Origin of the sequence: Lysinibacillus sp. FSL M8-0337 (genome assembly GCF_038593855.1) — a bacterium.
GTDB classification, from domain to species: Bacteria; Bacillota; Bacilli; order Bacillales_A; family Planococcaceae; genus Lysinibacillus; species Lysinibacillus sphaericus_D.
This window is the reverse complement of the sequence record NZ_CP151996.1, coordinates 626,894-639,810: the sequence shown is the minus strand read 5'-3', so window position 1 is coordinate 639,810 and position 12,917 is coordinate 626,894. Positions and strand designations below refer to the sequence as shown.

The 12,917-nt window shown below is 36.7% G+C and carries 10 protein-coding genes; 6 read left to right on the top strand and 4 right to left on the bottom strand.

Going from position 1 to position 12,917, the window contains the following annotated elements:
• Nucleotides 1-22: 22 nt before the first annotated feature.
• Nucleotides 23-1,171, bottom strand: a complete 1,149-nt coding sequence (locus tag MKY08_RS02840; RefSeq protein ID WP_069510682.1) for a sensor histidine kinase — start codon at nt 1,169-1,171, stop codon at nt 23-25.
• A 165-nt stretch (nt 1,172-1,336) separates the two neighbouring features.
• Here MKY08_RS02840 and MKY08_RS02835 point away from each other — a divergent pair, with 165 nt between their 5' ends.
• Together MKY08_RS02835 and MKY08_RS02830 are read left to right on the top strand one after the other, a co-directional pair.
• The gene (locus tag MKY08_RS02835; protein WP_069510683.1) at nt 1,337-1,972 is read left to right on the top strand and encodes a YigZ family protein; all 636 of its coding nucleotides are present in this window, start codon (nt 1,337-1,339) and stop codon (nt 1,970-1,972) included.
• A gap of 145 nt (nt 1,973-2,117) precedes the next feature.
• On the top strand, nt 2,118-3,176 hold the full coding sequence (locus MKY08_RS02830; RefSeq protein ID WP_069510685.1) for an LCP family protein: 1,059 nt from the start codon (nt 2,118-2,120) through the stop codon (nt 3,174-3,176).
• 228 nt (nt 3,177-3,404) lie between these two features.
• On the opposite strand, the gene MKY08_RS02825 is transcribed toward MKY08_RS02830, so the two are convergent.
• The gene (locus tag MKY08_RS02825; RefSeq protein ID WP_069510686.1) at nt 3,405-4,448 is read right to left on the bottom strand and encodes an MraY family glycosyltransferase; all 1,044 of its coding nucleotides are present in this window, start codon (nt 4,446-4,448) and stop codon (nt 3,405-3,407) included.
• 225 nt (nt 4,449-4,673) lie between these two features.
• Here MKY08_RS02825 and secA2 point away from each other — a divergent pair, with 225 nt between their 5' ends.
• Nucleotides 4,674-7,034: an accessory Sec system translocase SecA2 gene (gene secA2 / locus MKY08_RS02820; protein ID WP_069510688.1), complete on the top strand. Its 2,361-nt coding sequence runs from the start codon at nt 4,674-4,676 to the stop codon at nt 7,032-7,034.
• A gap of 2 nt (nt 7,035-7,036) precedes the next feature.
• Entirely contained in the window at nt 7,037-7,936 is a 900-nt protein-coding gene (locus MKY08_RS02815; RefSeq protein ID WP_069510690.1) for an accessory Sec system S-layer assembly protein, read from the top strand.
• 163 nt (nt 7,937-8,099) lie between these two features.
• Here MKY08_RS02815 and MKY08_RS02810 read toward each other — a convergent pair whose 3' ends face one another.
• Nucleotides 8,100-8,999 carry a C40 family peptidase gene (locus tag MKY08_RS02810; protein WP_069510692.1) on the bottom strand — a complete coding sequence of 300 codons (900 nt, stop codon included), beginning with the start codon at nt 8,997-8,999 and terminating at the stop codon, nt 8,100-8,102.
• Between the two features lie 251 nt (nt 9,000-9,250).
• Here MKY08_RS02810 and brnQ point away from each other — a divergent pair, with 251 nt between their 5' ends.
• Together brnQ and MKY08_RS02800 are read left to right on the top strand one after the other, a co-directional pair.
• On the top strand, nt 9,251-10,573 hold the full coding sequence (gene brnQ, locus MKY08_RS02805) for a branched-chain amino acid transport system II carrier protein (RefSeq protein WP_069510694.1): 1,323 nt from the start codon (nt 9,251-9,253) through the stop codon (nt 10,571-10,573).
• A gap of 109 nt (nt 10,574-10,682) precedes the next feature.
• Nucleotides 10,683-12,071, top strand: coding sequence for a S41 family peptidase (locus MKY08_RS02800; RefSeq protein ID WP_069510696.1), 1,389 nt, complete (start codon nt 10,683-10,685; stop codon nt 12,069-12,071).
• A gap of 158 nt (nt 12,072-12,229) precedes the next feature.
• Here the strand turns inward: MKY08_RS02800 and MKY08_RS02795 are convergent, their stop codons facing one another.
• Nucleotides 12,230-12,829: a TetR/AcrR family transcriptional regulator gene (locus MKY08_RS02795; protein WP_069510698.1), complete on the bottom strand. Its 600-nt coding sequence runs from the start codon at nt 12,827-12,829 to the stop codon at nt 12,230-12,232.
• Nucleotides 12,830-12,917 lie beyond the last annotated feature (88 nt).

Below are 12,917 nucleotides of genomic sequence, written 5' to 3'. Positions count from 1 at the left end.
TAAAATTCTGCAACACTCTTCTTTACTCTACTTCTAACGGAATTTTAAATAATACCGTAGTGCCTCGATTTATCTCACTTTCAATTGAGATTGTACCATTTAATATTTCAATTCGTTCCCGCATTCCTAAAATACCAAAGGAATGATCTTTCACAACTTTTTGATCGAACCCCACGCCATCATCTTTCACGACAACATTCACTGCATTGTTCAACCATTCAAGTTTTACCCAAATATCCTTACATTTCCCATGCTTCATGGCATTTGTTACACATTCTTGCACTAAGCGAAAAATGGATACTTCGTAATTTGAAGGAATACGTTGTTCTGTGCTTCTTGACTGGAAATGAATTTCTACTCCTGGATTATATTCGGTCACAGTCGACAAATATTTCTTTAATGTCGGCACAATGCCCAAATCATCCAGCGCCATAGGTCGTAAATCATAAATAATTCGTCGCACCTCTGACAGTGCATTACGCACAGTTTTCTTCAAATCAGCAATTTCAGCCAAAGCGTATTCTATGCCCTTCTCTCGATACGTTCTTTCTATTAAGTCCGTACGCATTAAGACATTGGCCATCATTTGAGCAGGTCCATCATGAATTTCTCTTGATAAACGTTTTCGCTCTTCTTCTTGTGCAGCGATGATTCGAATACCAAAATCTTGCTTCATTTTCGCTTGTTCAAGCGCTAATCCAACATTTTTCAAATCAGACGTTAAATAATTTAAAATAACATTTACTTGATTGACAATATGATCAGCACGTTCAATTGTATCGAGTAAGCCTCTTAAACGTCGCTCTAAATCATCTCTTTTGTCGCGAAGTTGCTTTTCTTGTGTTTTAATGACGGAGAGCTTCAATTGAAAATCATGTGCCGTTTCATATGCATCTCTAACTTGTTCTTCGGTATAATTATCAAAAGCTTTACTCACTAACACAAGTCTTTGCTTAGCAAGCTGCGTGCTTTTTTCTAAAGCATCGCCTTCATCGATGACAGTTGAAATTTGTTTTCGAACAATTTCTAGCTCTTGTTGCATATCTTCAAAGCTTCTTCGGCTTTGTTCACTTATAATGAAAATATCATCTTTAGAGCTCATGATTGTTTCTAACATTCGATTGAATACGTCATCAAGCGACTTTAAATCGAAGGTATCATTTGAAAACATTGTGTACTCCCCAGTCTAATGTCCTTATTATCACATAGTATTTTGAAAGACCAATTTCATAGAATCTAAGTCTAAACCTATTATAGCATCACAATGCTAAAAATTAATGCTTTTTCTTTATGAAATTTATAGCATACAACCCTATTTTAAAGGAGAATGACACTTATGAGAGAGAACTATTTAACTGTAAAAGGCTACGGAGAAAGCGAAATTATAATATCTAAATCTCGCTTTCTTACTTATATAGAACGCGCTGAAACCGAAGAGGATGCAATGACTTTTATAGAGCGCATCAAAAAAATGCATCATAATGCGACACATAATTGCTCTGCCTATATTATCGGTGAACATGATCATATTCAAAAAGCGAATGATGATGGGGAACCTAGTGGCACTGCTGGCGTCCCTATGTTAGAAGTCTTAAAAAAGCAAGGCTTAAAGGATACGGTCGTTGTCGTCACACGCTACTTCGGTGGCATAAAATTAGGCGGCGGCGGTCTTATTCGTGCTTACGGTAAAGCAACGACAGAGGGATTACTCGCTGCACAAGTTGTCGAACGAAAACTTCATCACCTTATGAAAATTGCAATTGACTACACATGGCTTGGAAAAGTGGAAAATGAGATTCGCAACTCTGGATATTCTTTAGAAGAAATTAACTACTTGGAAGGTGTCGAAATCATTGTTTCGGTGTTAAAAGAGGAAGAAGATCAGTTTCGTCATTGGGTAACAGAACTTACGAATGGGCAAGCAACAATCACTTTTGAGCACGCGCAATTTATCGAATTTATTGTGAAATAAATAGTTTTAATTGTCTAATCCTGAAGGTCCATAGTATAATTTTAATATTGAGCTCACTTAATCAATTACGCCCATGTGCTAATTTGAATAAATTTTAGCTCAATTGCATAATTATTCCCAAAATCAAGAGGAGAATATACCATATATGAAAAGAACGAATGTAAAAAAGAAGAAGAGGTCTTCTAAAGCTTCTTTGATTATAAAAGTAGCATTACTTCTAGTTGCTAGTTTACTAATTTGCGTTACGGCCTATGGTGTTTATATTACAAAGCAAGCTGAACACGCAGCCAACTCAGCACATGAAGTATTAGAAGGTCGAGATGTCTCTGCTTTACGAGAAGAAAAAGTAGAACCGGTTAATGATAATGTGTCGATTTTATTTGTCGGTGTCGATGATAGTGAAAATCGTGGGCAAGGTTCTGAAAACTCACGCTCAGATGCACTGATTCTTGCAACTTTAAACAACACTACGAAAACTATTAAAATGTTAAGTATCCCTCGTGATTCTTACGTTTATATCCCTTCAGTAGGCTATAAAGATAAAATTACTCATGCCCATGCGTTAGGTGGTACACTTTCGACAATTGAAACGGTTGAACAACTTTTTGATGTTCCGATTGATTACTATGTCCGCATGAACTTCAATGCGTTTATTGATGTCGTGGATGCTTTAGGTGGTATCGAAGCAGAAGTACCATATGCTCTACATGAAAAAGATGAATTTGATCGTAATACAATCAACCTCAAGCCAGGTTTACAGCATTTAAACGGTAGTCAAGCACTTGCCCTCGCACGTACACGTAAGCAAGATAGCGATATCCAACGCGGTATACGCCAACAAGAAATTTTAACGGCTATTACAAATAAAGTAGCATCTGTTGATTCTATTACAAAATACGACGATGTCATTAAAGCAATCGGCGATAACATGAAGACAAATATGACATTTAGTGAAATGAAATCATTCCTGTCTTATTTAACAAAAGGTAAGCCACGTATTGATTCATTAACATTAGAAGGTAACGACGATATGTCTACAGGTGTTTATTATTATCAATTAGACCAACAATCAGTTGATGATGTATCTGAAATTCTTAACAACCACCTTGCAAGAAAAAAATCGTCTTCTGCTTTAACAAATAGTAATACTGATACAGACAACGCGGCTGGCGATGACCGTTCAACAAACGAATCAGCACAATAAAAAATAAAAAGCCTTTCCACTATCAAAGTTTGGTAGCGGAAAGGCTTTTTTGTGTATGAGGTTCATTACCCGCGAAATCTGGTATTTTACCCGCGATACATGAGGTTTTACCCGCGAAATCTAGTGTTTTACCCGCGATTCACGATACTTTACCCGCGAAAACCATATTTTACTGAAAAAAAACTGTAGACGAACTCAAATTCGAGTTTGTCTACAGTTTTTCTTTTGTTATTTATTGAATATCCGCATGAAATTTAATAGCGGTTTATAGTTTTTACCAGCAAGTCCAATGACTTCGACGAAAATTTCGATAGCAATTAAGATGACCGTAATTAGTAAAATGGCTCCCCATAACTTTGCCATTGAGAAGATAATGGCAGCTAAACCAAACATCATTGCAATGCCATAAATAATTAGTACCGTTTGTCGATGTGTAAAGCCCATATCCAATAATCGATGGTGTAAATGGGATTTATCAGGGTCAGACCATTTTTTCTTCATACGTAAACGACGAACAATTGCAAAGAATGTATCAGAAATCGGTACACCTAGCATAATAATTGGGATAATTAACGAAATGATTGTAAAGTTTTTATATCCTAATAAAGCCAATACAGAAATCATAAAGCCTAAAAATAATGCCCCAGTATCTCCCATGAAGATTTTAGCTGGATGGAAATTATAAAATAAGAAACCAATTGTCGCTGCTGCTAAAATTGCTGCAAAGGCTAATACGAACATATCGCCCATTATAAAGGCCATACCAGATAAAGTAATAAGTGCAATTGAAGAAACGCCTGCAGCTAATCCGTCTAAGCCATCAATTAAGTTTATTGCATTCGTAATACCAACAATCCACAATATAGTGAATGGAATACTTAGAAAACCAAAATCTAATTGCCCACCAAATGGCAAGTTAATGAAGTCAATTTGAATACCACCCACAAAAATAACGATTAGTGCGGCAATTATTTGACCAAGCATTTTTGCCTTCGCTGATATTTCACGCATATCATCAATAACACCTGTTGCTACGATAATACAAGCTCCGATAATAATCGCTAAACTATATTGACTTTGTGGCTGTAAGACCGCCACACCTATTAAAAACGCAAGGAAAATTGCCAGACCACCGAGCCTTGGCATGATACGTGCATGTACTTTTCGATAGTTTGGCGCGTCAACGGCACCTATTCTAAACGCTAAACGTTTAACTAGTGGAGTTAACAAAATGGAAGCAACGAATGCTGCTATTAAAGACACGTAAAGCATGTCTCTCCTCCTCAAAAAAATAATCTACATTTGAATCCAATTTGATTATAGCACGAACATGCTCTGAAATATACTTTTTCTAATCATTTTCCGCTATTTCACATTTTCCATTTTTCTCTATTATTCTACCTTTATTACTTAATGTCAAATGTAGTCATCATTCGTAAAATTTGATAGAATAATGATGTGTCTAGCATTTAGACAACTTTAAAGGAGCGTAAATTCATGTTCTCAATTTTTAAACGCAACAATGAGCAAACAAGTGCTCGTCAATTAAAACGCTACTATAAAATAGTAGAACAAATTAATAATCTTGAAGAAAAATACGTCAATAAGTCAGATGCTGAGTTAAGAGAAATGACTTTTATTTTCAAGGATCGCTTAGATCAAGGTGAACCAATTACATCCATCATTCCAGACGCATTTGCAGTTGTACGCGAAGCCTCAAAACGTGTATTAGGTATGCGTCATTTTGATGTACAGCTAATCGGTGGACTCGTATTAACTGAAGGCAATATTGCTGAAATGCCTACAGGTGAAGGGAAAACGCTTGTTGCTTCACTTCCCTCTTATGTACGGGCATTAGAAGGCAAAGGTGTTCATGTCATTACAGTAAACGATTATCTTGCGAAACGTGACTATGAGCTTGTTGGACAAATCCATCGTTTCCTCGGTTTAACAGTCGGCTTAAATGTACCAATGATGGAACCAAATGACAAAAAAGACGCTTATAACGCGGATATTACGTACGGTGTCGGTACTGAATTTGGTTTCGACTATTTACGTGACAATATGGCACATAGCTTAGCCGATAAAGTACAACGCGCTTATCATTTCGCGATCATTGATGAAGTCGATAGTGTACTTATTGACGAAGCGAAAACGCCTTTAATTATTGCTGGTAAAATGCCAGCAAACGATGAATTACATCGCATTGCAGCTATGTTAGCAAAACGCTTTAAAGCAGAAGAAGACTACGACTTTGATGATGAAACAAAGGCCACTTCTTTAACGGATAAAGGCATTGAAAAGGTTGAGGCTGCCTTCAATGTTGACAATTTATACGATTTAGAGCATCAAACACTTTATCACTATGTGATCCAAGCGGTTCGTGCACATGTCATGTTCAAGCGTGATGTTGATTATATCGTGAAAGATGACAAAATCGAGCTTGTTGATATGTTCACAGGTCGTATTTTAGAAGGTCGTTCTCTTTCCGATGGCTTACATCAAGCAATCGAGGCAAAAGAAGGCGTAACGATTACTGAAGAAAATAAAGCACAGGCACAAATTACAATTCAAAACTATTTCCGTATGTATCCGAAGCTATCAGGCATGACAGGAACTGCGAAAACACAGGAAAAGGAAATCCGTGAAGTGTACGGTATGGAAGTTATTCAAATCCCTACAAACCGCCCACGTCAACGTGTAGACCAACCGGATATTATTTTCAAAACACAAGCAGCAAAATATAAATTTGTAGCTGCCGAAGCAAAACGACGCCATGAAAAAGGGCAACCTGTTTTAATCGGTACTACGTCCATTTTGCAATCTGAATCCGTTGCAGACCATTTAAAAAAGGAAGGCTTAAAATTCCAATTACTGAATGCCAAAACAGTTGAGCAAGAAGTAGAGCTTATTTCGCAAGCTGGTCAAAAAGGTCGTATTACGGTTGCAACCAATATGGCTGGTCGTGGTACAGATATCGTGTTAGGTGACGATGTCCATGCACTTGGTGGTCTTTACGTAATTGGTACAGAAAAACATGAAAGCCGCCGCGTTGATAATCAGCTACGAGGCCGTTCTGGTCGTCAAGGAGACGTAGGTGAAAGTCGCTTCATTCTCTCTATTGAAGATGATATGTTCCGCCGTTATGCAAAAGAAGAAGTTGAAAAATTCACAGCAAAAATGATTGTAGATGAAAATGAAGTCATCCAAAACAAAGATGTTCAGGAGCTTATCAACCGTACACAACGTATTGTAGAGGGCTCACAATATGGCATGCGCGAATACAATTTAAAATTAGACGATGTCATTAATGATCAACGTACCGTTATTTATGGCTTACGTGACAAAATTTTAGCTGGTGAAGATGTAATGGGAGAGCTGCAAAAAATGCTGCGTGAAACGGTCGATTTTGCAGTGCGCGATGCTGCACCTGAGGAGCTCCCTTCTGTAGAATGGGATTATGACCAAATGGAAAGTGCACTGAATTCATTATTCATTACTCCCGTTACAATTGATCGTGAAGTTGGCAAAGTAAAACAAATTCTAGCGGATATACAGCCTTCTGAACAAGAACTGCTCGATCATATGCAGAAATTCGCAGAAAATGATGAAGTCATGACGGTTATTCCTCAAGTGATGTTGAGCTATATAGATAGTGGCTGGGTGAAGCATTTAGAAGCAATGGCTCATTTAAAAGAAGGTATCGGTTTACGTCACTATCAACAAGAAGATCCGATGCGCATTTACCAACGAGAAGGACTCGAATTGTTCGGAAAGAATTTCCAAGAATTGCGTCGTTCTATTATTATCGAAATTACAGGCTTCATGAAAATGGTTGAAGGACAACAGGAGGTTTAATAATGGGTTTATTTTCATTTTTTAAAAAATCAGATAAAATCGTACAAGAAAACACAATTGACTCAAAAGATTTACTAGGAAATGCGGCTACAAATAAAGGGGACAATCGTGATATCGTAACGAAGCTGTCATTCCATCCTGAATGGAATGTACCACAAGAACAAAAGTATATTTTTAACTTCCTTGCAAATGAGCTAGAGCCTTTGAAACCAAATCAATTATCGCTATCTTCTATTAGTATTGAAGATGAGCCACGCACAGGGAAATGGCTTGTTCGTGCATTTTTCCGCTCATCATTAGCTGAAGCAATTGAGTTAGGTGAAATTGAATTATTCATTATGGATAAAAACGATGAGCTTGTCGCATCTAAAAAATTCGATTTTAAAGCGCTAGGCACAATTCCAGCTGAAAGTGCTCGTCCATGGGTTTTTGAATTTGAAAAATCAACTATTAAAGTAGACGAAGTGCCAGAAGATGGTTGGAAAATCGCATTTAACCTTGTATCTTTACGCGGTCACCAATTAGAATTAGATCCGTCATGGGAACAACAATTACCAGCAGCACAAAAAGAAGAGCTTGCTAAAATCGTTAATACTTTACCGAAATTAGGTGAAACAGAAGTTAACTTTACTGGTCTTCAAGCAAAACTTGCTGATAATGGTAACCTGAATGTTTCGATTTTTATCCGTAACGGTCACAATAAAGCAATTAATCTAGAACAATTACCGCTAGAAATTATCGACGCAACAGGTAAACAAATTGCCAAAGGATCATTTAAAATGGATCCAATCCTAACTGTCCAACCAAATTCAACAAAACCTTGGACATTTATCTTCCCAGCTGAACTAGTTGATGCACAACAAGCAGACTTATCTCGCTGGACAGCACGTGTAACACAATAATATAAAAAAATCCTTCTTTCTACGGAAAGAAGGATTTTTTATTTCCTACATGTACGGAGCGATTTGCCCTAGTTTACTGGCGATTCTCACGTTGTTTGTGGCGATTGAATCATTCAATCAAATAAAAAGCGATTTTTGCCCTAATGCAAAAATCGCCTGTTCATTATTTTACTGTATCGAATCGTTTATATCCTACTAATCTAGTTGACCAGTAAGAGTACGTCACATCCGATAGTTCCACACCATCTGTACCCGCGTGGATAAATTTATTGTTGCCAAGGTAAATACCCATATGAGAAATGCCTTCTTTATAAGTATTTTCAAAGAATACTAAGTCCCCTGGCACCGGATTTTTCACATGTGTTGTATTGCCATTAAAGTAGCCTTCGCTGCTATCTCTCGCTATTTTCACACCACTTTGATTGAATGCATAATAAATAAACCCACTGCAATCAAGACCTTCTGGCGTATTACCGCCATAAAGATAAGGTGTTCCGATTAATGTATTCGCCACTTCCACGGTTTTTTTGTAAATAGCTTGTCCATTTGCTGTAGGATCTTTTGTTGTTACTTTTGATGGGGTCCCCGTTTCTGGAGTTACATTACTATGTATTGTATCATCCTCGGGTACGACAGCTACTGGAGAAATTTTTAATACTTGTCCAATATAAATCGTGTCGTTCTCTATGCCATTCCACTCTTTAATTTCCTTTATTGTCACATTATATTGCTTAGCGATTTTTGATAATGTATCACCTTTCGCAACAGTATGAACAGCAGTTGTAGGTTTTGAAGGTGTAGTTGTTGTTGGCTTTGAAGGTTTTCCTGTTTCAGCTGTTGCCTGCTTTGTAATTTCTAACTTTTGTGCTACATAAATCGTATCCTTCGATAGATTATTCCATTTTTTTATATCTTGTATCGTCACTTGATGACTTTGAGCGATTTTGGATAACGTATCGCCTTTTTGTACTGTATATGTTGCAGCTTCAGCATTTTGTATCGCAAAAAATGAAGTAGCAATAGTGCTTAAAGCGAGAATTCTCAATTTTTTTGATTTAAGCATATCCAATAGCCTCCGTTCATGTTAGAATATTTCCTTGTGTGTCTATCATACTAAAGAATTGTCTAAACAAAAATCGGAAATACTGACTATTTTTCAAACAATTTATCAATCCTATATAATACTACAGAATCCGACTGTTTAGCTTAACTGTAATAATTGCAAGTTTAATAGTCCTATGATAACATACATTTCTGTATTTAAAATTTTTAGAAAGTTTTAGCTTTTCAATTATAAAGGAGTTTTTATTATTTATGAGAAACATCTTAGTTTTCATCAAAGAGAATTTAGCTGTAGGCTTATTACTTTTTGCCTTGTTCTTAGGGGCAGGTAATATTATCTTTCCACCGTTGCTCGGGCAACAAGCTGGTGAACATATTACAACAGCCATGGTTGGCTTTTTAATAACAGGCGTAGGCTTACCTTTACTGGCAATCGTTGCAGTTGCAAAAGCAGGCGGCGATTTACAACTACTTGCCAGTCGTGTTCATCCAATTTTCGGTATCATATTCACTTCAATTGTCTATTTAGCAATTGGGCCGTTCTTCGCTGTTCCACGTACAGGCTCTGTGTCATATGAAATCGGCATTGTGCCATTTCTTTCAGAGGCGGCTCAAGAACATTGGGCTCCACTATTCATTACATCTATAGTATTTTTTGCTTTAATACTTTATTTAGCATTCAATCCATCGAAACTTGTAGATCGTGTAGGGAAAATTTTAACCCCTGCGCTCTTAATTGTTATATTATTACTAGCTGTTAAGAGCTTTATTACCCCAATGGGTGAATCAGGCACAGCGGTTGGGAATTACACAGTTTCGCCATTTTACGAAGGTTTTGTACAAGGCTATTTAACGATGGATGTTCTTGGTGCTCTCGTATTTGGTATTGTTATTTTGCAGGCATTACGTGGTATGGGGATGAACGATACTAGAAAGCAAGTCAAAACTACCATTTTTGCAGGGATTGTCGCTGCAATTGGCTTGGCCTTTGTTTATATTTCACTTGGCTATATTGGCAATACAAGCATTGGAGCAATTGGTACATCTGATAATGGTGGCGTCATCATCGCAAAATCAGCAGAATATCTGTTTGGCGACTTTGGCAGTATTATTTTATCGGTTACGATTTTATTAGCTTGTATTTCTACTGCTGTTGGCTTATTAACAGCCAATGCACAGTTTTTCAACAAGCTATTTCCACAAATCTCATATAAAACATTTTTAATCGTCTTTACGTTATTTAGTGTAGCGATTACAAATGTTGGATTATCGACGATTATCAATACTTCACTTCCAGTATTATTAATTATCTATCCGCTCGCGATCGTATTGATGGTATTATCGCTTGTCGATCATTTCTTTAAAGGTGGACGAATTGTTTATGTGTTGGCGTTAATTCCGACATTCTTTGTCAGTCTTTACGATGGCTTAAAACAGATGAAAATCACGTTTACTTCTTATGAGAATATTTTAAATATTTTGCCACTGTATGAGCAAAGCCTTGGTTGGCTTGTTCCTGCAATAATCGGTACAATTGTCGGTTTTATTATTCATAAGCTTTTTAAGAAAAACTAAACTTCAAACAAACAGACACGTCTTCCTTTTATAGACGTGTCTGTTTTCATTCGCTGTAATTTGGAAATTCATGTATAATAAAAATAAGTTATTAGAAAAGAGGTGTCTTATGAAAAAAGTATTATGGTCCTTCATTTTTATACTGAGTGTTATCCTATTTCCTTTATCAAACGCTTCGGCTGCAAATAACGAACAGCAACTCGTTGAGGAAATCAAGGAAATCATTACAGAAAATTATGTTGGTAAAGTAAACGGTAACTTACAAAATGCCAAAACTATTTCGGAAATCATTAATATGTTAGACCCTTACTCAACATATTTTACTAAGCAAGAATTTGAAGAATTTATGAATAGCATTAATATGTCGACAATCGGTATTGGTGTTGTCATTGAAGAGCATGATGACGGCATTCATATTTTACAAGTAATTGAAGAAAGTGGAGCATCTGAAGCTGGTGTCGTGGCAGGAGATATTATTATCGGCATTAATGGTCAATCCATTGTAGGTAGCTCAACTCAAGAAGCCTCTTCCCTGCTAATCGGTAATGAAGGCAGCGAAGTGCAAATTAAGCTATTACATGAGAATGGCACTACTTCTACTAAAACTATTACACGTAAAAAATTCACCCTACCAAACGTAGAATCTGCTTTATTGTTTGGTGATGTTGGTTACATAGCAATGTCTTCTTTCTCTGAAGATGGCGCACAACTAGTGAAAGACGCACTGACTCAGCTTAAGCAACGTGGTGCTACTTCATTTATTTTAGATTTACAAAATAATGGCGGTGGCTATGTTGCAACGGCAGAACAGCTTACTGGATTATTCCCAAAAGCAAAAATCGCCTATTTATTACAGGAAGCCCATGCCTCCTATGAAGTGCGTGCTGCACAACAAAACATGAAATTCCCAACAGATACACGTATTTTGGTAAACCGCTATAGTGCAAGTGCTTCAGAAATGCTGGCAGCTTCGTTACAAGATCAACAATCGGCGATTCTATATGGTGAAACTACTTATGGTAAAGGGGCAATGCAAGGTTTCTTTGAATTACATGACGGCAGTTATTTAAAGCTTACTGTAGGTAAATTTACAGGTCCTGCTGGTCAAACGATTAACGAAGTAGGCGTGAAACCAACTATTCAAACGAAAACTGCACCACTTTTCCAAGCTCATTATGATGCCATTAAAGCACAATACAAAGAGTATCAGGAACTAGTAAGCCTAAAAAATGTACCAACTACAAAAACATTTGTAGTTAAATTTTCGCAAGCCTTCTCTTCACCAATTCCTGAAGGCAGTGTACAGCTTGTTGCTTTAGGCGGAGACGAAATTCCAATTACTACAAAAGTAGGAAAAGACAATTCCTTACTCGTTACACCTAAAAATCCTTTAGGAAAAGGCCAAGAATATATGTTGCTCGTTCATCCAACTATTCAAAAACCTACAGGTGACAAACTGCAAAAAGGGATTTATCTGCATATTGCAGTAACTAACTAACAACGAGCCATCTTATTGAATAAAAGCGTTTGATTGTCGCTCCAAAGCGAATCAAACGCTTTTTTATATGACATGCCCTTTTATATGCCCCAACCAAGAGCGCGTCTGGAACCGAAATAAAAAATCCCTCCCTATATTGAGAAGGATTCCATTTTCTATCACACACATGGAGGTTCTTTTAATATAAAAAAGACATGAACTAAATTTCGCGCAAGTTCACATGGCTTGCTTTTTTGTTCTAGTAAATTCGTTAATATTAAACGTTCAAAAGAGCCAACAAAACTATCCGCAACTATTTTTATATCGATATTTTGTAATTTAAACAATCCATCACAATCATGTCGATAAACTAGCTCAATAAATTGCTGTGTAAGCTGCGATTTAACGCTTGATGATTGTTTCGATTCAAAAAAGCCAATTTTCGTTAACTTTGGATTTTCGATAATATAGAGAAACATCAAGTATAATTTATGTTCTAGCATATGAATAAAGCCTTCCAGCCCTTTTTCAGCCTGTTCGGAATGATTGTCCATAATCTCATAAAACCCAAGCTGAAATTGTATGTTTAAGTCCTCATAAAGCGATTCTTTACTTTTAAAATATAAATAAAATGTGGGCTGTGTTACATCTGCTGCTTTCACTATATCGCTTATTTTCGTAGCATGGTATCCCCTTTCAGCGAAAAGCTCCACAGCTTTTTCCAGTAATAATTGTTTACTTTTTTCACCATTTGAGTTGATTTTCCTACCTCTTGCCATCATTGTCACCTTACTCTGTTAAAAATTATTACCCTGTTTAAAAATGTAATTTTAAATAGTAAACCATCACGAAACCCATCATTTTACT

What these genes read in the sequence shown, in the direction of transcription:
- secA2 (WP_069510688.1), top strand. Translation starts at nt 4,674, where the DNA reads ATGTTCTCAATTTTTAAACGCAACAATGAGCAAACAAGTGCTCGTCAA.
- MKY08_RS02815 (WP_069510690.1), top strand. Translation starts at nt 7,037, where the DNA reads ATGGGTTTATTTTCATTTTTTAAAAAATCAGATAAAATCGTACAAGAA.
- MKY08_RS02830 (WP_069510685.1), top strand. Translation starts at nt 2,118, where the DNA reads ATGAAAAGAACGAATGTAAAAAAGAAGAAGAGGTCTTCTAAAGCTTCT.
- MKY08_RS02835 (WP_069510683.1), top strand. Translation starts at nt 1,337, where the DNA reads ATGAGAGAGAACTATTTAACTGTAAAAGGCTACGGAGAAAGCGAAATT.
- MKY08_RS02800 (WP_069510696.1), top strand. Translation starts at nt 10,683, where the DNA reads ATGAAAAAAGTATTATGGTCCTTCATTTTTATACTGAGTGTTATCCTA.
- MKY08_RS02840 (WP_069510682.1), bottom strand. Translation starts at nt 1,171, where the DNA reads ATGTTTTCAAATGATACCTTCGATTTAAAGTCGCTTGATGACGTATTC.
- MKY08_RS02825 (WP_069510686.1), bottom strand. Translation starts at nt 4,448, where the DNA reads ATGCTTTACGTGTCTTTAATAGCAGCATTCGTTGCTTCCATTTTGTTA.
- MKY08_RS02795 (WP_069510698.1), bottom strand. Translation starts at nt 12,829, where the DNA reads ATGGCAAGAGGTAGGAAAATCAACTCAAATGGTGAAAAAAGTAAACAA.
- MKY08_RS02810 (WP_069510692.1), bottom strand. Translation starts at nt 8,999, where the DNA reads ATGCTTAAATCAAAAAAATTGAGAATTCTCGCTTTAAGCACTATTGCT.
- brnQ (WP_069510694.1), top strand. Translation starts at nt 9,251, where the DNA reads ATGAGAAACATCTTAGTTTTCATCAAAGAGAATTTAGCTGTAGGCTTA.